This window comes from Sediminibacillus sp. JSM 1682029, from assembly GCF_041366435.1.
GTDB classification, from domain to species: domain Bacteria; phylum Bacillota; class Bacilli; order Bacillales; family Amphibacillaceae; genus Sediminibacillus; species Sediminibacillus terrae.
This window is the reverse complement of sequence record NZ_JBEWYY010000010.1, coordinates 31,035-57,006: the sequence shown is the minus strand read 5'-3', so window position 1 is coordinate 57,006 and position 25,972 is coordinate 31,035. Positions and strand designations below refer to the sequence as shown.

General features: G+C 42.9%; 26 protein-coding genes, 1 tRNA gene and 1 pseudogene. 17 read left to right on the top strand and 11 right to left on the bottom strand.

Going from position 1 to position 25,972, the window contains the following annotated elements:
* Nucleotide 1: 1 nt before the first annotated feature.
* Both ABVF09_RS15655 and ABVF09_RS15650 read left to right on the top strand, forming a co-directional pair.
* Nucleotides 2–802: an NAD kinase gene (locus ABVF09_RS15655; protein ID WP_026571097.1), complete on the top strand. Its 801-nt coding sequence runs from the start codon at nucleotides 2–4 to the stop codon at nucleotides 800–802.
* Complete coding sequence (locus ABVF09_RS15650) at nucleotides 774–1,706, top strand: RluA family pseudouridine synthase (protein ID WP_321172305.1); 933 nt, start codon at nucleotides 774–776, stop codon at nucleotides 1,704–1,706. Before ABVF09_RS15655 ends, ABVF09_RS15650 begins: the two co-directional genes overlap by 29 nt.
* Before the next feature lie 708 nt (nucleotides 1,707–2,414).
* On the opposite strand, the gene prpE is transcribed toward ABVF09_RS15650, so the two are convergent.
* Nucleotides 2,415–3,155: a bis(5'-nucleosyl)-tetraphosphatase PrpE gene (gene prpE / locus ABVF09_RS15645; protein ID WP_371069615.1), complete on the bottom strand. Its 741-nt coding sequence runs from the start codon at nucleotides 3,153–3,155 to the stop codon at nucleotides 2,415–2,417.
* 78 nt (nucleotides 3,156–3,233) lie between these two features.
* Nucleotides 3,234–4,403 carry an FtsW/RodA/SpoVE family cell cycle protein gene (locus tag ABVF09_RS15640; protein WP_371069614.1) on the bottom strand — a complete coding sequence of 390 codons (1,170 nt, stop codon included), beginning with the start codon at nucleotides 4,401–4,403 and terminating at the stop codon, nucleotides 3,234–3,236.
* Nucleotides 4,404–4,802: 399 nt separating this feature from the next.
* On the opposite strand from ABVF09_RS15640, the gene mgtE reads away from it, so the two are divergent.
* From mgtE to ABVF09_RS15615, 5 genes are all read left to right on the top strand, one after another.
* Nucleotides 4,803–6,173: a magnesium transporter gene (gene mgtE, locus ABVF09_RS15635; RefSeq protein WP_026571093.1), complete on the top strand. Its 1,371-nt coding sequence runs from the start codon at nucleotides 4,803–4,805 to the stop codon at nucleotides 6,171–6,173.
* A 13-nt stretch (nucleotides 6,174–6,186) separates the two neighbouring features.
* Nucleotides 6,187–8,043, top strand: coding sequence for a monovalent cation:proton antiporter family protein (locus tag ABVF09_RS15630; protein ID WP_026771732.1), 1,857 nt, complete (start codon nucleotides 6,187–6,189; stop codon nucleotides 8,041–8,043).
* Between the two features lie 95 nt (nucleotides 8,044–8,138).
* Complete coding sequence (locus ABVF09_RS15625; protein WP_026771731.1) at nucleotides 8,139–8,537, top strand: VOC family protein; 399 nt, start codon at nucleotides 8,139–8,141, stop codon at nucleotides 8,535–8,537.
* A 117-nt stretch (nucleotides 8,538–8,654) separates the two neighbouring features.
* Nucleotides 8,655–9,431 carry an enoyl-ACP reductase FabI gene (fabI, locus tag ABVF09_RS15620; protein WP_026571090.1) on the top strand — a complete coding sequence of 259 codons (777 nt, stop codon included), beginning with the start codon at nucleotides 8,655–8,657 and terminating at the stop codon, nucleotides 9,429–9,431.
* A gap of 916 nt (nucleotides 9,432–10,347) precedes the next feature.
* Nucleotides 10,348–10,917, top strand: a complete 570-nt coding sequence (locus tag ABVF09_RS15615) for a CotO family spore coat protein (protein ID WP_026771730.1) — start codon at nucleotides 10,348–10,350, stop codon at nucleotides 10,915–10,917.
* 64 nt (nucleotides 10,918–10,981) lie between these two features.
* On the opposite strand, the gene ABVF09_RS15610 is transcribed toward ABVF09_RS15615, so the two are convergent.
* Nucleotides 10,982–11,437, bottom strand: a complete 456-nt coding sequence (locus ABVF09_RS15610) for a CotY/CotZ family spore coat protein (protein ID WP_026571088.1) — start codon at nucleotides 11,435–11,437, stop codon at nucleotides 10,982–10,984.
* Between the two features lie 336 nt (nucleotides 11,438–11,773).
* On the opposite strand from ABVF09_RS15610, the gene ABVF09_RS15605 reads away from it, so the two are divergent.
* From ABVF09_RS15605 to ABVF09_RS15590, 4 genes are all read left to right on the top strand, one after another.
* Complete coding sequence (locus ABVF09_RS15605; RefSeq protein WP_026571087.1) at nucleotides 11,774–12,010, top strand: hypothetical protein; 237 nt, start codon at nucleotides 11,774–11,776, stop codon at nucleotides 12,008–12,010.
* Nucleotides 11,973–12,293, top strand: a complete 321-nt coding sequence (locus ABVF09_RS15600; protein WP_235162459.1) for a hypothetical protein — start codon at nucleotides 11,973–11,975, stop codon at nucleotides 12,291–12,293. The genes ABVF09_RS15605 and ABVF09_RS15600 overlap by 38 nt, the downstream gene beginning before the upstream one ends.
* 70 nt (nucleotides 12,294–12,363) lie before the next feature.
* Complete coding sequence (locus ABVF09_RS15595; RefSeq protein ID WP_026771729.1) at nucleotides 12,364–12,651, top strand: hypothetical protein; 288 nt, start codon at nucleotides 12,364–12,366, stop codon at nucleotides 12,649–12,651.
* Nucleotides 12,652–12,730: 79 nt separating this feature from the next.
* Nucleotides 12,731–13,633 carry an MBL fold metallo-hydrolase gene (locus tag ABVF09_RS15590; RefSeq protein ID WP_026771728.1) on the top strand — a complete coding sequence of 301 codons (903 nt, stop codon included), beginning with the start codon at nucleotides 12,731–12,733 and terminating at the stop codon, nucleotides 13,631–13,633.
* A 226-nt stretch (nucleotides 13,634–13,859) separates the two neighbouring features.
* Here ABVF09_RS15590 and ABVF09_RS15585 read toward each other — a convergent pair whose 3' ends face one another.
* From ABVF09_RS15585 to ABVF09_RS15570, 4 genes are all read right to left on the bottom strand, one after another.
* Nucleotides 13,860–14,537, bottom strand: a complete 678-nt coding sequence (locus ABVF09_RS15585; protein ID WP_026571083.1) for a DUF421 domain-containing protein — start codon at nucleotides 14,535–14,537, stop codon at nucleotides 13,860–13,862.
* Between the two features lie 154 nt (nucleotides 14,538–14,691).
* Nucleotides 14,692–15,114, bottom strand: coding sequence for a GNAT family N-acetyltransferase (locus tag ABVF09_RS15580; RefSeq protein WP_026571082.1), 423 nt, complete (start codon nucleotides 15,112–15,114; stop codon nucleotides 14,692–14,694).
* 3 nt (nucleotides 15,115–15,117) lie between these two features.
* Complete coding sequence (locus tag ABVF09_RS15575) at nucleotides 15,118–15,636, bottom strand: YjcG family protein (protein WP_026571081.1); 519 nt, start codon at nucleotides 15,634–15,636, stop codon at nucleotides 15,118–15,120.
* 224 nt (nucleotides 15,637–15,860) lie between these two features.
* Nucleotides 15,861–16,586, bottom strand: a complete 726-nt coding sequence (locus ABVF09_RS15570; protein ID WP_371069613.1) for an alpha/beta hydrolase — start codon at nucleotides 16,584–16,586, stop codon at nucleotides 15,861–15,863.
* Nucleotides 16,587–16,873: 287 nt separating this feature from the next.
* Between ABVF09_RS15570 and ABVF09_RS15565 the strand changes: the two genes are divergently transcribed.
* Nucleotides 16,874–17,449, top strand: coding sequence for a general stress protein (locus ABVF09_RS15565; protein WP_153462269.1), 576 nt, complete (start codon nucleotides 16,874–16,876; stop codon nucleotides 17,447–17,449).
* Between the two features lie 79 nt (nucleotides 17,450–17,528).
* On the opposite strand, the gene ABVF09_RS15560 is transcribed toward ABVF09_RS15565, so the two are convergent.
* Nucleotides 17,529–18,623 (bottom strand): NAD(P)-dependent alcohol dehydrogenase, encoded by a 1,095-nt coding sequence (locus tag ABVF09_RS15560; protein ID WP_371069612.1) that lies wholly within the window; start codon nucleotides 18,621–18,623, stop codon nucleotides 17,529–17,531.
* 187 nt (nucleotides 18,624–18,810) lie between these two features.
* Here ABVF09_RS15560 and ABVF09_RS15555 point away from each other — a divergent pair, with 187 nt between their 5' ends.
* Nucleotides 18,811–19,767, top strand: a complete 957-nt coding sequence (locus ABVF09_RS15555) for a VanW family protein (RefSeq protein WP_371069611.1) — start codon at nucleotides 18,811–18,813, stop codon at nucleotides 19,765–19,767.
* Nucleotides 19,768–19,773: 6 nt separating this feature from the next.
* On the opposite strand, the gene ABVF09_RS15550 is transcribed toward ABVF09_RS15555, so the two are convergent.
* A complete protein-coding gene (locus ABVF09_RS15550) occupies nucleotides 19,774–20,094 on the bottom strand; it encodes a hypothetical protein (protein ID WP_026571076.1) in 321 nt (106 codons plus the stop codon).
* A gap of 135 nt (nucleotides 20,095–20,229) precedes the next feature.
* Between ABVF09_RS15550 and ABVF09_RS15545 the strand changes: the two genes are divergently transcribed.
* Nucleotides 20,230–20,997: an HAD-IIB family hydrolase gene (locus ABVF09_RS15545; protein WP_371069610.1), complete on the top strand. Its 768-nt coding sequence runs from the start codon at nucleotides 20,230–20,232 to the stop codon at nucleotides 20,995–20,997.
* Nucleotides 20,998–21,237: 240 nt separating this feature from the next.
* Here ABVF09_RS15545 and ABVF09_RS15540 read toward each other — a convergent pair.
* Nucleotides 21,238–21,310, bottom strand: a tRNA-Val gene (locus ABVF09_RS15540).
* An 877-nt stretch (nucleotides 21,311–22,187) separates the two neighbouring features.
* Nucleotides 22,188–22,939 (bottom strand): annotated as a pseudogene (locus ABVF09_RS15535) (IS256 family transposase); the annotation flags it as partial.
* Nucleotides 22,940–23,308: 369 nt separating this feature from the next.
* Between ABVF09_RS15535 and ABVF09_RS15530 the strand changes: the two are divergent.
* Genes ABVF09_RS15530 through ABVF09_RS15520 form a run of 3 tightly spaced genes read left to right on the top strand, consistent with a single transcriptional unit; the run spans nucleotide 23,309 to nucleotide 25,448 of the window.
* On the top strand, nucleotides 23,309–24,142 hold the full coding sequence (locus ABVF09_RS15530; RefSeq protein WP_371069609.1) for a ParA family protein: 834 nt from the start codon (nucleotides 23,309–23,311) through the stop codon (nucleotides 24,140–24,142).
* Nucleotides 24,142–24,681, top strand: coding sequence for a hypothetical protein (locus ABVF09_RS15525; RefSeq protein ID WP_371069608.1), 540 nt, complete (start codon nucleotides 24,142–24,144; stop codon nucleotides 24,679–24,681). The genes ABVF09_RS15530 and ABVF09_RS15525 overlap by 1 nt, the downstream gene beginning before the upstream one ends.
* Nucleotides 24,681–25,448: a hypothetical protein gene (locus ABVF09_RS15520; protein ID WP_371069607.1), complete on the top strand. Its 768-nt coding sequence runs from the start codon at nucleotides 24,681–24,683 to the stop codon at nucleotides 25,446–25,448. The genes ABVF09_RS15525 and ABVF09_RS15520 overlap by 1 nt, the downstream gene beginning before the upstream one ends.
* Nucleotides 25,449–25,972 lie beyond the last annotated feature (524 nt).

Sequence of the window (25,972 nt, the reverse complement as noted above, 5' to 3'; positions counted from 1 at the left end):
CATGAAATTTGCAATCACTTCAAAAGGGGATACAAAATCTGAAGAATTAAAAGCTGTAATTAAGCAATACCTAGTTGATTTTGAACTGGTCTACGATGAAGAGGAACCAGATCTGGTCGTTTCTGTCGGGGGCGATGGAACGTTTCTGGAAGCATTTCATACATACATCAATCGCTTGGATAAAACGGCATTTATCGGGATACATACCGGCCATCTAGGCTTTTATGCTGACTGGGTTCCCGATGAAGTGGAAAAACTGATCATCGAAATAGCTAAAAATCCGTTCCAGGTAGTGGAATATCCACTGTTGGAAGTCACGATTTGCCCCAAAGAAGGTGGAGAAACCGACCGCTTCTTGGCGTTGAATGAATGCTCTATTAAAACAGCGGAAGGATCGGTTGTGTTGGATGTGGAAATCAAAGGGGAACACTTCGAAACATTCCGCGGGGACGGCCTGTGTATTTCTACTCCATCCGGGAGTACGGCATACAATAAAGCATTGGGCGGCGGTATTATCCATCCCTCATTGGAATCCATTCAAATAACTGAAATGGCATCGATCAATAACCGGGTGTTTCGTACGATTGGCTCTCCGCTGATCCTGCCAAAACACCATGCCTGTGATTTTCGGCCGATTTATGACAAAAGTTTTTTGATTACAATCGACCATATTACCAAAACGTATGCAAATGTCGAAAGGATTATTTGTAAAGTAGCGGAAGAGAAAATCCGTTTCGCCCGATTCCGTTCTTTCCCGTTTTGGAAAAGAGTACATGATTCCTTTGTTGCGGATGAACGATAATTTTAATGATGAAAAGGTGAGAAACTTGAATTGGAAAATAACAGCCGAGCATGAGGGCATGCTCATTAAAGAATACCTGCAACAAATTCAAGGCTTTTCACGGCGGATATTGCGATCCGTAAAGTTTAGCGGAGGTGCGATTTTGAAAAATGGACAGCCTGTAACTGTCCGGCAGGTTCTGGCTGCAGGGGATGAGCTTACAGTGGTGTTCCCGCCGGAAAAACGCGGCAGTCATTTGACAGGCGAAGACATCCCGCTTGATATTGTTCACGAGGATGAAGATATCATGGTCTTGAACAAGCCTGCAGGGATGGTTACGATCCCATCCATGCTGCATCCAACCGGAACTATGGCCAATGCGTTGATCGGTTATTATGAACGTCAGGGCCTTACCTATACGGTTCATGTTGTCACACGGCTGGACCGGGATACATCTGGGTTGTTGCTAGTGGCGAAGCATCGATTCAGCCACTCCCTACTGTTTGAAAAACAAAAGGAAGGTAACGTGAATCGAAGCTATTATGCGCTGGTAGAGGGGAAACTCAAAACAGATGTTGCGACAATCGAGGCTCCGATTGCCAAAAAAGAGACCTCGATGATTGAACGGGAGGTAGTCGCTGGCGGAAAGCGTGCCGTGACCCATTATCAGGTGATCCGGCAAACGGACGGTGGCAGCCTGGTCGATGTCCGACTGGAAACGGGAAGGACGCATCAAATCCGCGTGCACTTTTCCCATATCGGCCATCCTTTGATGGGGGATGATTTGTACGGCGGTCATAAAGATAAAATCGGGAGGCAGGCCCTTCATTGCAAGACGCTTGCCTTTCAGCACCCGGCTACGGGAGAATACCTGGAGTTTTATGCTCCCATGCCGGAGGATATGAAAAAACTTTTAGAAGAGTAATATAAGCCCTGGAACAAAGCACAGTGGCTAAAACAAAAACCAGACGGTGATTCGAAATACTCTACATCCGAACTCGTTTGGTTTTCTTTATATGCTGTTTCGTTTACTAGCGTATTTGCTAAAAACTGCGGGGAAGTTCCATTGCCTATTCAAAAAGCGTGTTACCCACCGCTTCGGTAGCATACTTCGCTTTCCGCGGGCGCGGCTTCAGCTAACTTGGTAAAGAAAGAACGCTTTACCAAGTGGATCTTCAGCTCGTGCTGTTCCCGCAGGAGTCTGCGTATGCTACCTACGCTAAGGAGCAGGCTGATTAACGGAATCGTAGACTTTTACCTTGAGAACCAACAAGCCATCTTACAAACGTTTGTCAGGAAATAGGTATTTCTTTACATAAAAGACAGTTGGAGTTCCGTCTTTTCACCTTGGACTTTCCGCTTGTTTTTCTAGCAATGTCATTTGATGATACGGTGCATGGAGTACGATGAATAAAAAAAGTCTAGTACACGCGTTTCTAAACAGAAAGCTGTTCCTAGCGAAGAAAATACCCGGAGACTCCCGCGGGAGGAAAGGCCTCGGTGAGATCCCGCAGAGCGTCAGCTCGAGGAAGCTCACCAGCCGCCCGCGGAAAGCGCAGGGTATTTTCGCAGCGTCGAACTCCAACTCAACAAATGTAAGAAGTTAGGAAGACAAAATCAAACTATGTCGCAATTAATCGAAGGAACGGAATTTTTCTTCCGCGAAGGGTTGTTGTGATGGTACGGACACGGTTTTTTCCTCAGGGAGTCTGAATGCAGTCAGCTTGTTGCCGAATACGCATCCGGTGTCAATGTTGATCGTACGGTTGACGATTCTCGGTTCCCGGACGGGCGTATGTCCGTAAACAATCCAATCCTCTCCCTGGTACTGCTGAGCCCAGTCACGTCTGACAGGACGGCCGTCTTCATGCGTTTCGCCCGTAATATCCCCATAAAGGACGAAGGTCTTTACTTTTTTGCCTGACTTACCGATCAAGTCCTGCCGGATGCCTGCATGGGCAACGACTGTACTGGCTTCCGGCAATTGCAAGTATAACGGAGCGGCTTCATACAAATCGATAAAATGGTGTCGCATTACTTTTTGCTGCTTGCTATCCAGCGATTTATATTCTGCCACAGTTGTTTCCAGTCCGTGTTGTTGTTTCACGTTGTTTCCTAAAAAATAACGGTAAAGCTTGTTGCAATGGTTTCCTGGTACATATTTTGCCGATTTCTTAACGCGAACCATTTCATAAACCAGCTTGATAACCGAAACCGAGTCTGGCCCGCGATCGGTCAAATCCCCGATAAACACTGGCACTCTTCCCTCAGGATGCACAGGAACGCCTTCTATCATCTTGTAGCCAAGCTCTTTGAATAAGTGCTGCAGTTCTTGATAGCAGCCATGGATATCGCCGATGATGTCCAATTTCACCATTATCTCTCCTGTTCCGAGTTTATTTATCCATAACGAAAAGGGCGGATGCTACCTTCTAGCATTCCACCCCGATGGTTAATCAAACATATATTGTTTTGTCCGCGATCGGATATTCAAGGCAAGCCCGATTGCGATCATATAGGTAAGCGTCGAGCTTCCCCCGTAGCTTAAGAACGGAAGCGGCAGGCCGGTGATCGGAAGGAGCTGGACCGACATCCCGATGTTTTGGAAGATTTGAAAAGCAAACATTCCGATCAAGCCGGTGATTATAAAGCTGCCATATTCATCATTGCTTTGCAAAGCGATGTAAATCAGCCGGTAAATCAATAAGAACAATAAAGTAATGACGATGCTGGCACCTACAAAGCCGAATTGTTCTGCGATGGCAGTGAAAATCATGTCCGTTTGCCGTTCTGGGACATCCACTTCGAAATCCTGCAGCCCTTTACCAGTCAGTTGGCCAGAACCTATAGCGAGCATCGCTTTTTTTAACTGGTATCCAGACTCTGCGTATTTTTCAGGGTCAAGCCATCCATAGAAACGGCTTTCTACGTGCTTGAAGACACTTTCTTCCAAAGTTGTTCCTACGGTGTCCGGAAACATGACCGACAAACCAATAACTGCCGCTATCAACATGAGCCCAAGCAGTGATACTGCCAGCAACACGCGCCAGCGGATGCCGGATACAAGCACCATACAGGCAACAATCGCGGCCAGTACAAGAAAACCGCCTAAATCAGGTTGTACGGCAATAAGCCCCATTGGAAGCAGACTGACTGCTGCTATTTTTGCTATTAGCCATAGGTCACTTTTATTGGTGCGTGTTTTGAATTTTTCATTATGGCTGACCATGACTTGCGCTAACGCGATGATTAAAAACACTTTGAAAAACTCCGCAGGCTGGATGGTCCCTATCCCTGGAAATATGAACCAGCTAGTCGCGTTATTGGCAGTATGGATAATTTGCGGCGGGAAACGGAAGAACAGCATCAGCAGCGTGACCATCCCTGCTCCATATAAATACCACGAAATATGGCGGAAGCGATCGTAATCGATCCACATGATCCCGCCCACTACTATGCCACCTGCGATGTACCAGGCTATCTGTTTTATAAAGTAGTTATCTTGCGCTTCACTGCCCAAGTACGGTTGCACAGAATACAGCGTAAAACAGCTGACGATTCCAAGCAAAAGCACGATAAATATCAATGTATAATCGATTGTAGAATTGTTGTTTGAATTCATAAGGTTCCCTTTCTTTCCTGACTGCTTACGGAGTTAAACAGTCAGCCATTTTACATCCGGTTCAAAGATTTCATTCAATATATTGAAACAATCAAGTCTTTCTTGTACATTTAGATGAGGTTTTCTGTCCAATGAGACATGCCTTAATGCAAAAAAGTATCTGTAATGGTTTTTTTTCGATAAAATATAGAATAAATTACTTTCTTGTTTATGGAAAGTAAAAAGAAGCCGAAGTCATACATAGTTCAGTTTACATCAAATTGGTTATAATTTTAAGCGTTGTTTTGGCATTCCAAACAAAAAATACGAAAACAACATCATATGTTCACGTTTCTGTCGTTGACAAAAAGTCGGCCGGCACTTACGATAATACTTTCTAAAGGTAAGGGGGTTGTATGGATGGAGCATTTAGATGAACAAGAAAGAGAACAATATTGGGAAAAAATACAGACTGCTTTATTCAACAAGCAAATCGACCAGTTTCGTGCAGAGTTTCTCGAGCTGCATCCTTACGATCAGGCAAAAATCTTCGAAACACAATCGGAGCAGGTGCGCCAACAGATTTATTCCTATCTGGCATCGGAAGAAATTGCCGAGGTAATGGAAAACATTGATATAGAAGAAATCGAGCCGTTTTTCACCGAAATGACAACTGCTTTTGCAGCGAATGTCCTCGCCGAAATGTCCACGGATGATGCGGTGGATATATTAAACCAGCTTGAAAAAAACAAGGTAGCAAGCTATTTGACGATAATGGACAAAGAAGCTGCTGAAGAAATCAAGCAGCTGCTGCATTACGAAGAAAAGACGGCAGGGAGCATCATGACGACGGAATTCGTTGTCCTTAATGCCAATCAGACCATCAAAGAGGCAATGAAGCATTTGCGCAAGGAAGCGCCAGATGCCGAAACGATTTACTATACCTATGTGATCGACGATCAAAAACGGCTTGTCGGTGTATTGTCGCTTCGTGACTTGATAATCGCAGAGGGAGATTGGCTCATTTCCGATGTCATGAGCGAAAGGGTGGTTTCTGTTCCTGTCGGAGAAGACCAGGAGGATATTGCACAAATGATGCGGGACTATGATTTCCTGGCGCTGCCGGTAGTCGATTTTCAGAACCATTTACTTGGAATCATCACGGTGGATGATATTATGGATGTCATGGAAGAAGAGGCAAGTGACGACTACTCCAAGCTTGCAGGTATTTCCGACGTAGACAGTCCGGACGACAGTGCACTTGCATCTGCGAAAAAACGTCTCCCCTGGTTAATTATCCTGCTGTTTCTCGGATTGCTGACGGCAAGTTTGATTGGCAGATTTGAAGAGACCCTCGACAAGGTAGCCATCTTGGCGATTTTTATTCCCTTGATTGGCGGTATGGCGGGGAATACTGGTACACAGGCTCTGGCAGTTGCCGTCCGAGGCATTGCCACTGGAGAATTTGAAAAACAGGGAAAGTGGAAAATGATTGCCCGTGAGGCCGGTACAGGACTGATTACCGGTTTATGTTGCGGGACAGTGATCACCCTGGTTGTTTATATCTGGCAGGGAGACATCTTCCTCGGCTTGTTAGTCGGAATTTCTATCATGGCCACGCTGATTGTGGCCACCATCGCCGGTTCTTTGATTCCTATCATGATGCACCGGCTCAATATTGACCCAGCAGTAGCTTCCGGGCCATTTATCACGACAATCAACGATATCATCTCGGTCTTGATATATTTTGGAATGGCTACAGCATTTATGAATTTACTAATACATGGTTAGGAGGTTGTAACACATGGAGCATGGAGAATCAGTAACCTCCCTGGTGATTGTCATTTTAGCGGCATTTTTCACCCCGATATTAATGCATCGCCTACGTTTGAAAGCCATTCCTGTAGTCGTAGCTGAAATCATCGTCGGGCTGATCATTGGACATAGCGGCTTTAACATTGTAGATGACAGCACCTGGCTGGAGACACTTTCCACGTTGGGATTCATTTTTCTCATGTTTTTAAGCGGTTTGGAAATAGACTTTACGATATTTGCTAAGAAGGGCAGAAACAAACGCAACAACAGCCAAGCAAATAAACAGCCTAGCGCTGTATGGATTGCCATCATCGTGTTCCTGGCCATATTGGCGTTTTCCCTTCTGTTGTCCTACTTGTTCGTGCTGGGCGGCTTTATCGACAATATGTTCTTGATGACATTGATCATTTCCACTATTTCACTCGGTGTTGTCGTTCCTACTTTGAAAGAAGCACAGGCAATGAAGACGACTGTCGGTCAGACAATCCTGTTGATTGCCGTGATCGCCGACCTTGTGACAATGATTTTATTGGCGGTGTTTGTTTCGTTTTATGGTGAAGAGGCAGGCAATATGTGGCTTCTGCTCATACTATTCGGTGCCGGGGTTTTGTTGTATTTTGTCGGCAAACGTTTCCGGAACCAGACATTTTTGGAGACGATGTCGAAAGGAACCATCCAAATCGGTACACGCGCCGTATTTACACTGATCATTTTCCTGGTTGCCTTGTCGGAAACAGTAGGTGCTGAAAACATCCTCGGAGCGTTTTTGGCCGGTGCTTTGGTTTCCTTGTTATCTCCCAATCAGGATTTAGTCCAAAAACTGGACAGCTTCGGTTATGGCTTTTTAATTCCGATATTTTTTGTCATGGTCGGTGTCGATATCGACTTATGGTCTTTGTTCAGCAATCCGAAAGTGCTGGCATTGATTCCGCTGCTATTTATCGCACTGCTGGTATCTAAATTGGTGCCAGTGCTGATTATGAGGAAGTGGTATGATTGGCGGACGGTTATTAGTTCCGGAATGATTCTGACGACAACCTTATCTTTGGTAATCGCTGCTGCCACGATTGGAGAAAGAATGGGCATCATCGACAACCAGATGGAAGGTGCATTGATTTTGGTGGCAGTTCTGACTTGTCTGGTAACTCCGCCGGTTTTCAAAAAATTATATGTGAATAATGTGGAACCGGAACATAAGCAAGTCGTTTCATTCATCGGCACGAACCAGGCAACATTGCCGGTTGTCCGTGAGTTGGATAACAATATGTTTGAAATCTATATGTACCATACGAAAATGGAAAAGCTCGATGAGAAAATCACCAGATCGATTTTCGATATCACCCAGTTGGACAGTTATGATATTGGGTTAATGGAAAAAAAGAACGTTTTCGATGTGGACATTCTGGTCGTATCCACCGGGAATGAAGAGAAGAATGCCGAAATTGCTTCCTATGCGAAAGAAAAGGGCGTCGAGCGTGTCATCGCCCGTGTGGAAAAACCTGGACTCGATAAAGAATTGAAAGAAATGGGAATCGATGTTTTCTCTGTATTGCTTTCCAGCAAGGCGTTGCTCAAAGCGTTGATCGTAGCGCCGAGCGTCGTGGATATTTTGACTGAACAGGAGAGCGCACTGTACGAAATTAATATGAATAACCCTGTGTATGATGAAACGCTAATCAGAGAGTTTCCGTTCACTGGCGATGTCATCATGGTGCGGATATTCCGAGGAAAAGACTCCATCGTCCCTCATGGGGATACGGAGCTGCGGTTGGGGGATCATCTTATCGTGACAGGTTCTTCTGAATATGTGGAAGAATTGCAGTCATTATTGGAATACGGCTTTTAAAAAAATCCTGTCCGGCATTTATGTCGGGCAGGATTATTGTATTTATAGAGAGAATGAAAAGAATGGATGGAAATGAAGAAAAGGAGTGGATGTTCATGCAAAGGATCATTCCGCATATCACCGTGGAAAATTGCAAAGAGGCGTTAATGTTTTATAAGCAGGTTTTCGGTGGAGAAATCAAAAATACACAACTGGCTGATGGGATAGAAATGTTTAACGGGCACGAAGGAAAGTACATACACGCCGAGCTGCACGTCGATGATCGGAATGTTTTTTACTTTGTCGATGTGTTCGGGGAAGCACCGGTCAAAGGAAATCAGATCGATATAAGCTTAGCGCTTGAAAGTGAGGATGAAATCCAGCATGTTTATCAGACTTTAGCCGACGAAGGTCAAGTTACCATGGAACTGCAGGATACATTCTGGAACGCTCGATATGCGAAAGTGATAGACAAGTATGGTGTACCTTGGGAATTGAACGTGCCAAAAGCATAGGCAGGGCTGATTTCGGTAAATCAGTTGTGTTTAGCGGAAAGTTTCGATAAGATAATAATAGTATCAGGTACTAATAACTAGTATTAAAAAGCAAGCAACCTCAAGGAGGAAAAAAGAATGAAGTTTTCACTGGAAGGCCGTACATATGTAGTGATGGGTGTGGCCAATAAAAGGAGTATTGCCTGGGGAATTGCAAGGTCCCTGCATGAAGCCGGGGCAAGACTGATTTTCACTTATGCCAATGAACGGTTTGAAAAGCCGGTAAAAGAGTTAGTATCCACATTGGAAGGACAGGATGCACTGTTTTATGAATGTGATGTCACCAATGATGAAGCGGTCAACGCCACGTTCCAGCAAATTGGTGAAGATGTCGGCACGATTCACGGACTAGCCCACTGTATTGCATTCGCTGATAAAGAAGATTTGAAGGGCGAGTTTGTCGAAACGAGCAGGGACGGCTTCTTGTTATCACAAAACATAAGTGCTTTTTCACTGGTCGCTGTTACAAGAGCTGCAGAAAAACTGATGACAGAGGGCGGAAGCATCGTGACCATGACGTATCTAGGTGGAGAACGTGTCGTGCAAAATTACAATGTCATGGGAGTCGCAAAGGCCAGTCTTGATGCGAGTGTGAAGTATTTGGCCAATGACTTAGGAAAGCGCAACATACGAGTCAATGCCATTTCTGCAGGTCCGATCCGCACCCTGTCAGCAAAAGGTATCGGCGAGTTCAACAGTGTACTGAAGCAAATCGAGGAAAAAGCTCCGTTGCGCCGGACAGTAACCCAGGAAGAAGTTGGCGATACGGCCTATTATCTGATGAGCGATCTTTCCCGGGGAGTGACTGGGGAAACTATCCATGTCGATTCCGGCTTTAGCATTCTCGGTATTTAAACAAAAAAATACAGAGTGAAAACCGCACGCCCATTGGTGTGCGGTTTTTGCAATAGCTCCTTTTTTATATTTGTGTGGCCTTGAAGGTTGGAGTGGACCTAAACTGCGGACTAACTGTAGCGGGGAGTTCCATTGCCTATTCAAAAAGCGTGTTACCCACCGCTTCGGTAGCATACTTCGCTTTCCGCGGGCACGGCTTCAGCTAACTTGGTAAAGAAAAGCGATTTACCAAGTGGATCTTCAGCTCGTGCTGTTCCCGCAGGAGTCTTCGTATGCTACCTACGCTAAGGAGCAGGCTGATTAACGGAATCGTAGACTTTTACCTTGAGAACCAACAAGCCATCTTACAAACGTTTGTCAGGAAATAGGTATTTCTTTTCATAAAAGACAGTTGGAGTTCCGTCTTTTTACCTTGGACTTTCCGCTTGTTTTTCTAGCAATGTTATTTGATGATACGGTGCATGGAGTACGATGAATAAAAAAAGTCTAGTACACGCGTTTCTAAACAGAAAGCTGTTCCTAGCGAAGAAAATACCCGGAGACTCCTCGAAAATACAAAACAATTTTCTTCGTGCGATGCATCGCTGCCGCAGCCTTCCTTGGGACTGCGATTACTCGTCCCACCGAAAACACCTGTCCTGCGGGAGGAAAGGCCTCGGTGAGATCCCGCAGAGCGTCAGCTCGAGGAAGCTCACCAGCCGCCCGCGGAAAGCGCAGGGTATTTTCCCAGCGTCGAACTCCAACTTAACAAAAGTAGGAAGTCAGGAAGACGCATTCAAACTATGTCGTAGTTTATACTTATTGCAACACAAGCAACTCCTTTTCCAATGATAGTGTTTATAAAAATAGGCACATCCCTAGGAAATACTCATATAATGTGGGGAAGAGTTTTGAAGAATGGGAGGAAGCCGTTTTTATGAAGGGAAACAAAAACACCGCCCGTGAACCGATGCTGTATATCACACAGCCCAAAATGGAAAAGCCAACTGCCTCCATGCAAACCGACTACCGTACACCGAGAAAAAAGAAACGGAAACCAGATCGTGGAAGCTCCATAAAGGAGAAAGAAATTAGGAAGCGAAGTAACGGGAAAGAATCGGAAGAGGAAGAGAAAGAAAATGCCTTGCAACAATCAGAGCATTCCCCTGCTGAAACGGAGGGCACAGCAAAAGAAAAGACAGAAGAAAATACAGAGCCGGCGGAAGTTTCAGGGAATGAACAAGAAGCGAAAGAAACAGCTATAACCCAAAGAACGAGCCGCAAACGGTTTCGGGACATGACAAACGAAGAGAAAATCGACTACTTTGTCGGACTGCCGAGGACGGTACCCCGCATGAAATGCGAAGTTGTCACAGATAAAGATACACATCGGGGAATCATCTACGACTATCAAGAAGGAACTGTGTACATGAAGACGATCAAGCGTCCGTTCAAAGCAAAAATCGATCAGGAAACAATCAAAAGTATTAAACTACTGGGATTTTAAGCAAGAAAAAGTCCGGCCGTCCATGGCCGGACTTCTTTCGATGAAATGTTTATTGCTGTGAAAATTACAGAGCACTGATGGCTGGCAGACAAGTAACATGGCAGAAGCAGTTCAAATCTACTGTGATGCAAATGCCAGTCACTTCTAGATGACTGGTGTCCTGGTCAACTGGAGATTTTGGATCGTCGTCATGATCGTTTGGCTCACGCAGCAATTCCAATACTGCACAACAGTCGTCGTCCACAGTTTTCACCCGGAAATAGAAACTGCTGGTTGCGTCGCCCAAGTCGTCGGATGGCACACCAAATCCTTTGAAAGGCTTGCAGCTTCCTTTGCAGTATAGAATAACTGGTACTGTGTCCAAACCATTGTTGCTAGGATCGTTACCGCCTAACAGGTCGCTGATGGATTGCTCACAGCTGGTGGTACAATCAGAAAGTACATCTGACTGCGCATCGGAGATTTCCCTCAGGATATCGCATACGCAGCTGCCAGTTTTATAATCACTTCCACAACTCATTCTATCTAACCCCTTTCCAATGATGATTGACTTTTGTCCTTAATAGAATATGTTCGCAAGGGGTTAGTGTGTGGGCAAATACCATATATATCGTTTTGCCTTTCAGGAATTTTTTTTCTGTACATCCCTGGGAACAGGGCGGATGTCTATACCCGAAATGAGACATTCACATAGGATAGTAGCGATCAATACTTTACTAAAAAGGAGCGCTCATTGGAGAACGCTCAGCTTTTCGTCCTCACCGCCTGTAGCCTTGTGGTGGTGACCGGGTAAGACGAAAGCTGGGATCAGCCTTTCCTTGCCAACTGAGCAGCATTAATAAGGGAGTGAAAGGAAATGTCAGAAAAGAAAAAGGTCATTTACGTGAAAGATTTGGTAATCAAAGCGGATAATGTCACTTTTGAACCGCCACGACAACCACGGCGACATGTGGATCCATTTTTCGGACCAAGAAGGGTAGAAGCGGAGGAAGTGGAAGAAAAGGAACAAGTAGAAGCAGTGGAAACGAAAGACGATGAACAAGAAGAGGCTCATCATGAAGAGGATGGGAGAAAAGGGTTCTCCTGGATTTAGTATCAGAGGGACAGCTGACTTGCTGTCTCTTTTTGCATCCAAACGATTTTTTCATAAAAGAGGTGAAGATATGGCTGACAAGTCCGACGTCTTTCCCCTAAAAAAGAATTTGCAAATAATCGAAAAGCATTTACACAAAAACGAAAAGTGGCTGCGCCTGCCGGAAAAGCACATTGCTGAATTGGAAAGCAAAGCCAGTGCCTGGAATACGCAATTCCAGAAAGAAATAGCTCAGCTGGAAGCCGTCATGAAGGAATTGGAAGGATTTATAAATAAGGAGTAAGCACTAGAATAATTTGTGGGAAAAGCGGGTATAGATGAATAATCAAAGGTAGGAAAAAGGGGTGAATTAGATGGGGTATATGCTGCCAGTCCCGCTTTATCAATATCAGGATTACCAAGAGCGTGTCACCAGAAGTGCACCTAGTCCGTTTTATATCGAAGGTGTTTATAAGGCTAACCTGGACACCAAGCACAAACAAATCGAAAAAGAAGAGGACAGTAATTCGGAAGCTGATCGTAAACCTAACGAAATGAAAAAATCTCTTTATACTCCAAGGACCGTCCATAAATCCTATTTAGCAGAAAAAGTTTACGCTGATGTGACAGGAAAAGGACGCCATTTTAGCGAAACCATATAACGAAAGCAGGCCCGCTGAATCGGCAGACGTAACTGCCGGCAAGGCGGGCTGTTCAATTAGTAGAAAAGGAGCAGGTATGATGGAATTTCAAACATTGAAAGAAGATACATGCTTTTATTTTCACGGTCCTGTCAATATTGGTTATTTACGGAACGGGGAGGAAGGTATGCTGATTGACGCGGGGATTGACGCATCCACCATGAAAAAGGTGTTGAAACGGTTGATGCAGGAGGAATTGCCCCTGACGCATTTGTTTATCACCCATGCTCATTCAGACCACTACGGAGGTGCCCACTATCTGCAGAATCAACGCACTGTGCATACAGCGGCACCCATTTTGGAAGAAGCGATTTTGCAATATCCAATCCTCGAACCGCTGTATTTGTTTGGTGGAAACGACCCGCTGTCCGAGCTGCGAAACAAGTTTTTGGAAGGTACTCCGATTAAAATAGACCAAACGATCGAGGAAGGGTTTTGCCAAATCGGCAGTTTTTCTATCGAAGCGATTCTTTTACCCGGTCACAGTTATCATCAACTCGGGCTCCTTTACCAGGAGATTTTCTATGCTGGGGATAGCTACTTTGGTGAAAAACAATTGGAAAAGCATGGAATACCTTATCTTACCGATGCACAGACTGCTATGGATAGCTTACATAAATTGCTGACAGTCACATGTCGGGGCTCGGTTCCCGGCCACGGTACTTTTGAAGAGAATTTCCAATCCACTGTTCAGGCGAATCTCGACTATCACAAGCAGCTGCTTGATTGGCTTGAGGAGGAAATCGGCAAAAAAAAGGATGGTATGACGCATGAAGATGTGATTGCATCGATGTGCGCCCATTATCAAGTCCGGACTCCTCAGTTATCACAATGGCTATTGTTCCGTACTGCTGTTACTGCTTATTTGATCGCACTTCTAAAGCAAAATCGGGTAACGAGCGAGATAAAGGATTACCGTTGGGTCTTCAAGATAATCAACTAAAATGGAAAACATACTCTATTCGGTACGTGTCAGTCCAGTCTAAGTTTATACAGGTCATCAATCTTGTCTCCTGTGCCAAGACAACGGCTCCGTCAAAAGTGATTGTATCCATGAACCGCCTCTCTTTCTCCTTCCTTACTCCGTCTAAAGTAATGGATTTTTATCCGAGCAGTTCCCCACGGAATAGAAAATCCAAATAACTGGAAAGCTTTAAGGACTAACTTGATCAATACGGTTGGACATGCAGCGGATGGCCCTCTTTCCATTCTGCAAAAAATACCTCTTTCGGTGACTGGACCTCTTGCTTGGAAAGTTCCGTATGCAGCCACTTTTCATCTAGGTCGGCTTCTGCTAGATTGTCATAAAGTATTTCACCGTCTGATATGAGGGTGAAGGCCAACAGTGGTTCCTCCGGCTGAAGATTCATATCCTGGCGTGTCGGGGGCTGGGCCTGGGACTTTTTCATGACTGAAATGGATCCATCTGTTTCCAGGATGGCAAAGGCTACCTCGTTAACAGAAAAAGCCCCCTTAGCACGCAGCAGATGCTGCAACTGGTTGATATCAAGTTTGCTTTTTTTCATTTGTTCACGTTGCAGATGCCCCTTGTTGATAATGATTGCCGGCATTCCTTCCAGCAGCCTGCGTGATTTTTTGAACTTTTGGGTCATAATCTCTGTCACATAGAGTAAAACGCCCCATAACAACACCGCGTAGCCGATTTCAAACAATCCTGCTTGATCATCGAACAAAGCATTTCCGACCAGTTCACCGAGAATGAGTGCAGCGATAAAATCGAAAGCAGTTAACTGGGTAATTTGGGTTTTGCCCAAAAATTTCGTAATCAAAAACAATGCGAAGAATCCAAAAATCGTCTCCACTAATATAGAAACGGCGTTATCCATTTTCACAACCCCCTTGCCATTCTTTTTTATCCTTGCCCATTACTTCTGGCTTCATACAAAAAACGGATGAATGACGTATCGGACTTTCGAGGGCTGAGGAGGGTGTAGGCAATAAAAAAACCTTGCCGGAAAGACAAGGTTTCGATTTTCTTCTTTATAATTCTTTTATCATGGTAACATGAGGGATCCCGGCGTCCATAAATTCCCCGGAAACGGTTTGATAACCGAGTGATTTATAAAACTCCTCCGCGTGCGTTTGGGCATTCAGTTTGGACTTTTGAAATCCGTTCTCCCGAATTGCAGCTTCCATTTCTTTGATTATCTGGGAACCGAAAGAACGGCCTCGATACTCCTTGAGAACACAAATTCTTTCCAGCTTTCCATACGAATCGACGAATCGGAGCCGGCTTGCTGCCACTGGCTTTTCATTTTCATAGCCGACAAAATGGACAGCTTTCTCTTCCAAATCATCGATTTCCAGTTCCGCAGGGACGTTTTGCTCCTCGACAAAAACAGTATTCCTTACTTGGTATGCTTGTTTTTGTTCTGCTTCTGTTGCTACTTGTTTGACTTGCATTGTTTAATTCTGCTCCTCGTCGAACGTAAAGGTTTCAAAAACAGTCCAGGCGCCATTTTCCAGCTGGTACATCAATTGAAAACGATCGACTGTCTGTTCCAGGTCGAAGTTTTGCATTTTTAAACTGCCGAATACATCCGAGTATTCATCATGCGAAAGCTTTTGGGCGATGGTTATATGCGGGACGAAAGTGTACGTTTTTTCTTGCGGCAAGTTACCGGTATGCAATCTTTCATTCAATTTAAGCAATTCGTCGACAGGTTCGACTTTTAAGTATATCGTGTTAGTCACGGGAGAAAAGGAGCTTACTTTGTGAATCTGCAACGGAAAGGGCTTGGTTTCCGCAGCCACTTTACGTAGTTCTCCCACTATCTGTTTTAAATCATCTTCATTGGCCTCGAACGGCTCTTTTAATGTAAGATGCGGCGGAATGAGTGCATAATGCGGATCATACCGCTTTCTGTATGAATTAGCCGTATCTTGAATTTTCTTCTCTGGGAAAATAGCAATACCATATCTCATGAATATTCCTCCTGTATGATTGGTTTACGTTAGGCAATATTGAATAGCTTGGTATTTTGATTGATCATGTAGCTAATTCCAATTCGGTTACCAACCATTATATCAAAAATTGGTAAAACGGGCGTAGCCAAAATTGATGAAAATGCACAAATTTAAAAAAACTCTGCTTGAAGGAATGTCTACGGGTGAACGTTTAAAATATCAACAGTAAGGTTGTTTTTTCGTCAGCCATTAAACATCGTGACAAGCGCCCGTTTCAAATCCTTTTGCCAGTACTTCCACGTATGATTTCCTTCCAGCTCGTGATATACATAGTTGGTATTCTGTCGTTCGATAAGATTACGAAGCTTTCGGTTCGGTTCCAAAAAATTTTTGCGATCCCCTGCTGTTGTCGGGACATCTGTCTCTTCGTCCCCGATTGTGTGATAAATGGCAAGGGTGTCGACCGACTTGGCGGATTGAACAGCATGGAAGACTTTTTCATCTACATAAGGCGACTGCATGATTACCTTTCCGAAAGTGTTCGGATATTTCAAAGCAGTCATCAAAGCCAATGTCCCAGCCAGTGAGTCGCCTATCAGTGCACGGCTGCCACCCACGTGATATGTCGGCAGTTCTTCATCTAACAGTGGAACCACCTCGTGTAGAAGGAACTGCATATAAGCGGTCTGCTTAGTTCCGTCTGGATGATATTTATCCTGGCGGTCGTATTTATCATTATAATGAATCCCTACAAAAACAGTATTTTCAATCTCTCCGTCGCTATGCAGCCGATCGCTCAATGTCGCTATCCGCCCGAGCTGAAAGTAATCATTTCCGTCCTGCATGATACAGACATGGTACTTGTACAAAGGAGAGAAAGACTCCGGCAGATACCATTTGATCGTCATGGTTTCATCTAAGTACGTGCTGTCGATTTGTCGATCAAGCATCTTTCCTTTTCTACCCATTGTGACTCACTCCTCTAAACATGCAGCGAAGAAGTATCCTATAAGATTCCCCCTGTCGCCCCCAACTAAACAAATCTAAGCCCAGTTTAACATAAAACCACCAAAAAAGAACATATGAGTGCAGGGAAGAGGACACGGGGACAGTCCCTCCGTGAATTAATTCACAATAAACAGCGATAACGAAAAGGTTCGGGGGACAGTCCCCAGTCACGCAGTCCCCAGTCACGATTTATCTTTGAATTTGCCGGGTATAGACTTGTAAAACCTTAAAAAGGAGGCGGACTTATATGGAAAGCAAAGTGATCGGCGGGGTTTTTAAAACACAGGAAGATGCCGTCAAAGCGATTAAAGAGCTACAGGAAAAAGGTTATAAAAAAGAAGATATATCTGTATTTGCCAAGGATAGCGATGATGCAGAAGCGATTGGCGATGAAACGGATACCAGTATAAGCAAAGACAAGAGTGGACGTGGCAAAAATGCCGGAAAAGGACTCGGTATCGGGATAGGTACCGGTGGCGTTCTCGGAGGGATTACCGGTTTGATAGCCGAAGTCGGTCTTTTGGCAATCCCTGGTGTCGGGGCAATCGCTGCCGCAGGGCCGATTGCTGCAGCATTGACGGGTGCAGGCATCGGAGCGGGCGGTGGCGGTATCGTCGGTGCGCTCGTGGGCGCAGGTATCCCGGAAGAACATGCCAAGGAATATGAACGCCATCTGAAAAACGGAAATATCGTTGTTTTAGTCGAGACAGGGGAAAATGATCGAGAAGTTTATAAAACCTTCCTGGCCAATAAAACGGAAAACCATACCATTTATCCAGACGAAGTAGTGGTTAACGAACCGAGAAGCCATCAGCAACCATAATGAGGAAAAAGGAAAAAGGGGGAAAAGGGGGACAGTCCCTCTGGGGAAATATACCCAGAGGGACTGTCCCCCCTAACATTTAATGTGCCATTTTGACAATGGGTTTTACAGTGGTGCCTTGTTTTGAATCAGCAAAAGCTTGATTGATGTCTTTTAGTTCATAGAAATCGATGAGCTTATCGAATGGGAACTGTCCATTTTTGTAATACTCTATCAACTTAGGAATGAACAGTTGGGGGATAGCATTTCCTTCAATGGCTCCCACAAGCCCTTTACCCAATGCCATGATATCTTCAAAAACGTTGAACTCCGTTTCCTGAGTGACTCCTACAACTGCAGAAATCCCCAATGGCTTCAATGCTTGTAAGGATTGGCGTGCCAAAGCAGGTACGCTGGTCGTTTCAACCGCATAGTTCGTGCCCCCGCCGGTCAGCTTGCGGATTTCCTCTACTGTATCGACTTCTTTGCCATTAAGGACGTGGCTGGCCCCCAATTCTCTCGCCAATTCTAAGCGGCTATCATGCACATCGATTGCGATGATTTGGGAACAGCCGACAATTTTAGCTGCCATCACAGCACTAAGACCGACAGCTCCGCAGCCGAAAATAGCAATGGTTTCACCAAATTTCGGCTGTAACTTGTTCAATACAGTACCGCTCCCGGTTTGTATGCCGCAGCCGAGCGGTCCGAGCAAAGCAAGGTCGACATCTTTATCTACCTTCACCACATTTCGTTCGTTGGCGATGGCAAAAGTTCCAAAAGAGGATTGGCCGAAAAAGCTGGAAACAGACTCTCCGTCCTGCTTAATCCGAGTGGTGTTGTCATTCATTTTCCCACCAAAATTCAAATCGTTAAAGTACAGGCAATAAGCCGGATGGCCGGATAAACAGTTCTCACAATGCCCACAAGATGAAAAGGACAGTACAACGTGATCTCCTTTTTCGACCGTATGGACATTGGAACCGACTTTCTCAATAATACCGGAGCCTTCATGACCGAGAACTGCCGGTAGCGGGACAGGGACCTCCTGATCCCTGGCGACCGCATCCGTATGACAAACCCCGGAAGCAACCACTTTAACCAAGACTTCATTGTCGGTTGGTTCCGCCAATTCCACTTCTTCTATTTGAAAATCTTCCCCTTTACCATGAATTACAGCAGCTTTCACTTTCATGCCCATTCTCCTTTTATCGTCATTTCCTTGTAGCTTTCCCAAAAAAAATGAAGATAAACCACGAGCGGGGTCAGTCCCTCTGTGAATAATTCACATAGGGACTGACCCCAAAATGTCTCGAAAAGCAATACCAATCAACTCACATGATTTGTCTGTTTTCATCCATACTAACACCGGAGGTATCCATATGAAAACGTTTCTTGTATCTATTTTATTAACGTCGATTATACCGATTCAGGAGCATCCGTCCGATCCGCCAAAGCACCCGGTCCTGCCAGAAGTACAACAACCGCCGGCGTTCACGGTCACCCATGAAGGTAAAACCATCCATCAGATAACAGGTAAAGATGTGAGTCTTCCTTATATAGATGGAGTGTGGCTTGATATGGCAAAATACAATCAATTCCAGGAAGAAGTCGCTTCACAGGTATATCGTGAACCAGTCAATGCCAAAATTGATGAAAATGGACAAATAAAGCCGGCAAAACCTGGCCGTGAACTTGATCGGGAACAGTTCAACCACCAATTTGCGAGCTACTTTTATGGGGGTGAAGCTTCCAAGGTGGAGACACCGCTCCGGGTCGTCCACCCACGTGTCGATGAAGAATTGCTTGCTTCTATCCGTGAGCGAAAAATCGGCCAGTATGTCACTTATTATAATGAAAGCAATAAAGAACGATCAAAAAACGTAGCATTAGCTGCCGAGGCAATTGACAACCATGTCGTGTTTCCAAACGAAACCTTCTCTTTTAATGGTGTAGTAGGAAAACGTACGAAGGAAAAGGGCTACCTGCCGGCCCCGGTGATTGTAAAAGGGGAATTGGCGGAAGATATCGGCGGGGGAATCTGCCAAATTTCCTCCACTCTGTATAACGCAGTCGACCAGGCAGGCGTGAAAATAATTGAAAGATATTCCCACAGTCGCCGCGTTCCTTATGTACCGCCCGGAAGAGACGCTACAGTCAGTTGGTATGGGCCGGATTTCACCTTCGAAAATGATTATAACCAACCTATATTAATTCGCGCAAAAGCAGTAAATGGGAGAGTATTGATCAATATCTTTTCATCGGAAACCATTAAAAATCAGAAACGTGAAGTACCGGAAGCGGATGCGGAACCACCAAAAGAGGTGCCTGCTGATTAGAGGGGCTCAATCGGTTCCATGCACCCCGAGATCATCAAGCAAAATTTTCAACTCTTCCGCTGCCCGGTCCGTACCTTTGTAATAATCCTCGATGCTGCAGTTTTGTAAGTATTGGTAGCGATCAATAATATCATCGAGCGCCACTCGTTCTTCATCGGCTGCATTCAAGTAATAGGGAGCCAGGGCGGCACATAAAACGGTGAACGCGCCCTGGCTGTTTTCTATATAATCGACCGTAATAATCCCGGCCATCGAATTTTTCTTTTTGATATTCAATGCCCGCTTTGCAGCAATTTCAAGCTTGATCGCGATTTGTTGACTGAACACACAAACAGTCCCTTCTTTTCCGGTTTCATTTATACCATCTTACCAGAAGAGAAAGCGCTTTAAAAAGATAAAGCCCTTTTTTGTAGATATACCATGTTATAATAAGCGTAAAAGACGGCAGGGAGATTAGAAAAGATGAACATTGTGTTTGATTTGGATGGAACAATTTGTTTCAAAGGAAACCCCGTATCAGAAACCATTCTGCAAGTGTTGGAACAGGCCCAGGAACAGGGCAACAAGATTATTTTTGCGTCGGCCCGCCCGATCCGGGACATGTTGCCAGTTCTTGATTCTCGATTTCATGCATATCCCATGATAGGAGGAAATGGATCACTGACTTCCGAACGGGGAATTCTTACGAACAAGACAGCCTTTTCGCTTCACCAAAGAGAAATCATAAACCATTTACTCGAAAGTCAAAATGCAGCATATTTAGTTGATGGAGAGTGGGACTATTCCTATACAGGGCCTGCAGACCATCCCATTTTAAGCAAAGTAGACCCAGGCAATTTAGCAAAAAATATACCGATAGAACAGCATCCTTCCATTGTAAAAGCACTTATTCTATTTGCCGATGATATGGATCTGTTTCCCAGGGAGCTGGAAGAAATAGATGTTGTGATCCACCGCCATTCAGAAGAAAATGTGTTGGATATCAGTCCGGAAAATGTTGATAAACATACAGCGTTAAAGATGCTAGGGATAGATGAATATATCGCATTCGGAAACGATGCGAATGATATCCAGATGTTCAAGAATGCACGACACAGCGTGATGGTCGGCCATCATGACGGGCTTGCTCCTTTTGCTTCGGAAGAAATCACGTTAGAGGGAGACTTTGAAGCGGTGATTGCCGAACGTATTGCTCAACTAGGAACTGTCCGCGAAGGAAGCAAGATGTAGAAAAGGATGCACAGTCATCTTTGTTCCGTTTATGTGGTTAGGTAACAGCAGAATGCAGTTTACGACGACCACATAGGGAAACGCTTTAAAGATGCCCGGTAAGTAGGCAGTACGAAAAAATCTATCATGTTTTTGCCAGAAAATCAGCCGAATAATAATTTCCGTCCCCAATTCAGGTTGGGTCATTTTTTTATCTCTTCTGAAAAAAAGAACCCTTATCTATCAAGGGTTCTTAGGGTATGATTCCGATTGGGCTCGAACCAACGACCTCCACCCTGTCAAGGTGGCGCTCTCCCAGCTGAGCTACGGAATCACAATATAATATTTTAAGGACAACTATTACTATAATAGTAACTCTTCTATTTGTCAATACTATTCTATAAGCACCGGCTTAATCTATCAGAAGTTATTTGTAGTTGGATGATGGTATATATCTTTAAAATTGTGGATGAATGTCTTCAAGCAATCGAATAAAACAAAGTATAAATTGATTCAGTAAAACGGCGCCATCAAGTTGGGTATAGCCGGTATGAAAGTGTTCTCCTTTTTGTTGCAGAAATGCTCATGATCTTCTTCTGTCCATAATTCGCTAGTTGCAATCTAATCTTTCAGGTTTGGTTTTCCATCTTTTATTTGCAGTTCGTCCAAAAAAGTTCACAATATCCATGGTCTTAATTTGCTCTAATTGTTTATTTTCAAATAAAGGAAAGTTACATAGGACGGAAAGGTTGTCTAGCTGCCAAAGATATAACGATAAAAAGTATCAGGAAGCGAGAGGCATCAATAGGTGCTTCTTTCCAAAGGAGAGGAGATATGTGAAGGTGTTTGTGTAGATCCGTCACGATTAGGTTTACTTGATGAAAACAAGTAAGATTTTATTTTTCTGAACGGTGCCAAGGCTTTCCATGTTTCTAGATTTGATAAAAAGTGCGCACATTTTGGATGTTTCTAGGTTGATAGATTCGAAGTAATAGCTGAAGATTCAACTGTCGAAAAAGCAGCTAAAGAAGCCCGTTAAAGAAGAATCGACGAAATTCGATAAACGAGGCGTATTCTCCTATCCAAAATATTGAGCTGCGGTTTAGTATTTATCGAACCAGAAGAAATAGAAGAGGAAAACAGTGGTAATATTTCATTTCCTGCAAAGCAGGGGCGGCGGTTTGGAACCCACGAAGCCTTCGCTCTGCCTAACGGTTGTTGTAGTCTACAGATTGGAGATAGACAATCTTCTCCGCTGCTTTATCATTGGGGAGGCTGTTCATCGTCTTGGTGCGTTTTTAATTTCTTTGATTGTCCGTTCGATGATGTTAGTGGTATAAATCATCCGCTGGATGGTAGCTGGATAGTCCAGAAATGTCAATAAGTCATTTTAAGTACTTTTCTTATTGACCAGGCAGCCTGGAAGACGGCGAACTTTTCATTCGCTTCTTTTCGGATGTTGGCTTTGTAAATTGCTTTAAGTTCTTGGCTACTGCAGATTGGTCTTTCTTGCGGACACCATTCTGAGTATTAAGTCCTTTATGGACGACACACCGCTGGACGTCTGCTTTGGTATAGACGGCTTTCATTATCTCTTAGAGGCCGGGAAGTCCATCAAATATTCCAAGCATGACTTCTTCCAGGCCACGGACTTTAAGAACCAACAGAATTTCTTTCCAGCCACAGGAACTCTCCTGGCCGCCGATATAGAAACCGAGGATAATCTGGTAACCATCTTCCGATACACCAATGGCGATACAAACAACTTCATTGGCGACATCGTCACGACGGAGCTTCAGGTACAGAACAGAATAGCGTTTTTGCAGCGCCCGTTTCTGCCAGGTTTCGACATTTTCCATCACCACGGCAGTAATCCGGCTAATGGTGATGAGAAATAGCCGTGGTCTAGGATACGTTCCAGAAAATGGCCGACCTCACGGGTGCTCATCCCTTTTTGATACATGGTTCAGAGTTCAGGAAGTTTATGGGTGAAAAAGCTGTCCATTTCCTTTTTCATAATCGTTCCCAGCTTTTCTTTTACAAATCCACGCACCATTTGAGGTTGTTTTGTTCTATACGAGTACACATAGCTAGGGGATCTCCTTAAGTTGGTTTCGTCTTTAACCCCGAGGATACCCTGCCTATTTTTTTTGATTCAAATAATTTACACAAACTATCATACGTCATCCTCTTAATGATACATATTAGTTGGTTTGAGCAAACAATCAAAATCACTTAATTATAAAAAAATATTTCTCGCCGATGTATTTATAAACTTTATAATTATGGTAAAATAATCCTATAAAAGATGATCTGCGAAGGAGAATAACTTATGGGGAAAATAGTAACTTTCATAAATATGAAAGGTGGAGTGGGTAAGACGACAACTGCTGTAAATGTAGGTTATACTATTGCAAAACAATATAATAAGAGAGTACTTTTAATTGATATGGATCCTCAAATGAATGCAACACAATATACTCTTAATAACGCTCAAGTGAGGGATATTCTGACTAAACCTAGTAACACGGTTTATGGAATTCTTTCTCCAACTAATGATTACCCGAAAATTTTAGGAGAATTGAAAAAGGAGGAGAAACTTAGTCCTAAAGATTACATATACAATATAAGAGTGAATTTTGATATCATTCCTTCTCATTTGGAATTAATGAGCTTAAATCTCAATGAGCGGCCACTAAAGTTAAAGAAGTTTATAGAGAACGAACTAAAGGACTCTTATGATGTTATCATATTGGATTGTCCTCCAACAATTTCCGGATATACTAAGTTATCCTTGCTTAGTTCAGACAGCTATATTGTACCGATGAAGACTGATTATCTATCTTTCTTTGGATTGCCACTATTAGAAAATTATATTAGTACTTTAAAAGCTGATTATGAAAAAGACTTAGAGTTTATGGGAATTGTACTTACTATGGTTAGAACTGACTGGCGAATATACAATGATGTAAAGGCTTTAATTAAAAAAGAGCCAAGATGGAAAAATAAATTATTTAAGGCGGAGATGAGAAATAGAACTATGATTGAAAATGCATTATCTCCTGAAAATAAAAATGATAATAAAAATTACATCTTGGAGTTGGATGAAGTAAAGGATCAGATTATAAATATTACACAAGAATTTATGATTAAGGGGCGATTATAATGAGAGAAGAAACTAGAAGTATAATTTATATGGCACTAGATCTGCTCGATTCTATCCAATCTTCCTCTTCTAATATTACAAGCGATGCATTTATTAAGATAAATAATGATGTATATGACAACGTGAAAAAAGAATTATTTGATTTGGTATTAGGATCTAATACGGGTAAAATAAATAATGAAAATTTTATGGATGAGCGAGAAGAACTAATAGGAGTATTACCGCTTTTTTTGATTGATAAAGAAAAATTTCCGTCTAATAACGATATTATTAAGTTGGCGGAGAATTCTTTAAATATATTCGGATTAAGTAAACGGAAAAGAAGTAGGAACGAACTTATTGGTATAATTGTAACCGAAGTTGCTAAAAAGAAAGATTCTGAATTAGATTTATTTTTAAAAGCTTGGAAAAAATTCACACAGTCAGATAGTAATAATATTGAGAAAAATAAGATCAAGTTCAAAAATATAGATGAGAAATCTGAGAACTTTGTTGACACTTGGTTAGAATTCTTTCATGTTCATAAAGGGAGATTTTAATGTCAATAGATGCACATATTAATTCACAGTTAGAAGCTATATCAACTCATCTAAAAGATAAGTATAATATAGAAACAAATGACTTATATAACTTTAATGAATATTGCAGAAATGCAATGAGAACAATTATTTCTCTAAAGGTTTGGGCTAAGAAGCTTAAAGAAAGAGAATTAATTTTAAATGGTGCAATACAATACTTGGATGAAATAATATCGAATTTAAATCAGACCCTAATACTAGGATTGTTAGGCTTTAAAAGCCCCAGTTATTCTATGATTAGAAGATCACTAGAAAATGCTATTAGTTTTATATATTACAAAGACCATTCGATAGAATATGCTAAAAAGCAAGTAGATACAAACTTTAAAAATCTCTCTGTTAAAGATATGAGTGATTATATAAAACAATATCCATACCATTATTTCATTACAGATATAGATAGTTTATCTGTGGTAGAGTTTGTGCAGCAAGTGATGGGACTATGGAAAACACAGTACCAACAGCTATCAAAATTTGTACATGGTTCAAATGAGAACTATTTAGAATTAAACGAGTTTCTTGATAAGATTGAGCCAAGTGATGAGAATTTAGAGAGCCTAACCACTTACATAAAGAAATTCGGAAGTATCATTAATACATTAAATATAATTTTCTTCTGTAATGTTTATGAAGAGGAATTTGATGAGGATGAAAAGCAGTTTATTCGAAGAGCTATAACACAAGATAGTTACAAGAAAAAAATCCAATCATTATTTGGATTGATATGATTTCACATTGTATGAATAATGAGTGATAAAGAATTAAATAGAATTCAATTCTTTTACGCAATTCAAACAGTAATTGAGATTTTTGCTGTATTGGTTCTGTTTATGAAAGAGCTGATACAGTGTAATTAAGTGCCAATTGCTAACTGAGATTGGTTTTAACGGAATTAATGGACTATCATAGACAGTAAACCCCCTTTAAATTTACTCCTGCTATAAAATTGACAGGGTGGAGGTTTGGTTCAATCCCAATCGGAATCATAGCAGATTAAAAGTCTAAATCCTCTATTAAATAGAGGATTTAGACTTTTTTATCATTCTTTTAAAATTCCTATTTTTAGCATTCCTCCATTGATGGACTTTGTGTTACAATCGTAAAGCGTTTGTAATAAAAATGAAATGATGAGGGTGGATACATAGAGACAACATATATTCATAAAGTTAGCGATGCTGGAAAGCCTGTTCACGGAAAAGATGTTCCTAGATTAGGAATAAACTTGCAAGGAAGAGACAGCGCGCGCATGTTC

Bases quoted from the DNA above. Each gene is read 5' to 3' on its own strand.
- ABVF09_RS15560 (WP_371069612.1), bottom strand. From the start codon at position 18,623: ATGAAAGTGAAAGCTGCTGTAATTCATGGTAAAGGGGAAGATTTTCAA.
- ABVF09_RS15525 (WP_371069608.1), top strand. From the start codon at position 24,142: ATGAGAGAAGAAACTAGAAGTATAATTTATATGGCACTAGATCTGCTC.
- ABVF09_RS15585 (WP_026571083.1), bottom strand. From the start codon at position 14,537: ATGGATAACGCCGTTTCTATATTAGTGGAGACGATTTTTGGATTCTTC.
- ABVF09_RS15555 (WP_371069611.1), top strand. From the start codon at position 18,811: ATGAAAACGTTTCTTGTATCTATTTTATTAACGTCGATTATACCGATT.
- ABVF09_RS15570 (WP_371069613.1), bottom strand. From the start codon at position 16,586: ATGGGTAGAAAAGGAAAGATGCTTGATCGACAAATCGACAGCACGTAC.
- ABVF09_RS15610 (WP_026571088.1), bottom strand. From the start codon at position 11,437: ATGAGTTGTGGAAGTGATTATAAAACTGGCAGCTGCGTATGCGATATC.
- ABVF09_RS15625 (WP_026771731.1), top strand. From the start codon at position 8,139: ATGCAAAGGATCATTCCGCATATCACCGTGGAAAATTGCAAAGAGGCG.
- mgtE (WP_026571093.1), top strand. From the start codon at position 4,803: ATGGAGCATTTAGATGAACAAGAAAGAGAACAATATTGGGAAAAAATA.
- ABVF09_RS15605 (WP_026571087.1), top strand. From the start codon at position 11,774: ATGTCAGAAAAGAAAAAGGTCATTTACGTGAAAGATTTGGTAATCAAA.
- ABVF09_RS15615 (WP_026771730.1), top strand. From the start codon at position 10,348: ATGAAGGGAAACAAAAACACCGCCCGTGAACCGATGCTGTATATCACA.
- ABVF09_RS15640 (WP_371069614.1), bottom strand. From the start codon at position 4,403: ATGAATTCAAACAACAATTCTACAATCGATTATACATTGATATTTATC.
- ABVF09_RS15655 (WP_026571097.1), top strand. From the start codon at position 2: ATGAAATTTGCAATCACTTCAAAAGGGGATACAAAATCTGAAGAATTA.
- ABVF09_RS15545 (WP_371069610.1), top strand. From the start codon at position 20,230: ATGAACATTGTGTTTGATTTGGATGGAACAATTTGTTTCAAAGGAAAC.
- ABVF09_RS15575 (WP_026571081.1), bottom strand. From the start codon at position 15,636: ATGAGATATGGTATTGCTATTTTCCCAGAGAAGAAAATTCAAGATACG.
- ABVF09_RS15565 (WP_153462269.1), top strand. From the start codon at position 16,874: ATGGAAAGCAAAGTGATCGGCGGGGTTTTTAAAACACAGGAAGATGCC.
- ABVF09_RS15520 (WP_371069607.1), top strand. From the start codon at position 24,681: ATGTCAATAGATGCACATATTAATTCACAGTTAGAAGCTATATCAACT.
- ABVF09_RS15530 (WP_371069609.1), top strand. From the start codon at position 23,309: ATGGGGAAAATAGTAACTTTCATAAATATGAAAGGTGGAGTGGGTAAG.
- ABVF09_RS15595 (WP_026771729.1), top strand. From the start codon at position 12,364: ATGGGGTATATGCTGCCAGTCCCGCTTTATCAATATCAGGATTACCAA.
- ABVF09_RS15600 (WP_235162459.1), top strand. From the start codon at position 11,973: ATGAAGAGGATGGGAGAAAAGGGTTCTCCTGGATTTAGTATCAGAGGG.
- ABVF09_RS15630 (WP_026771732.1), top strand. From the start codon at position 6,187: ATGGAGCATGGAGAATCAGTAACCTCCCTGGTGATTGTCATTTTAGCG.
- ABVF09_RS15590 (WP_026771728.1), top strand. From the start codon at position 12,731: ATGGAATTTCAAACATTGAAAGAAGATACATGCTTTTATTTTCACGGT.
- ABVF09_RS15580 (WP_026571082.1), bottom strand. From the start codon at position 15,114: ATGCAAGTCAAACAAGTAGCAACAGAAGCAGAACAAAAACAAGCATAC.
- fabI (WP_026571090.1), top strand. From the start codon at position 8,655: ATGAAGTTTTCACTGGAAGGCCGTACATATGTAGTGATGGGTGTGGCC.
- ABVF09_RS15650 (WP_321172305.1), top strand. From the start codon at position 774: ATGATTCCTTTGTTGCGGATGAACGATAATTTTAATGATGAAAAGGTG.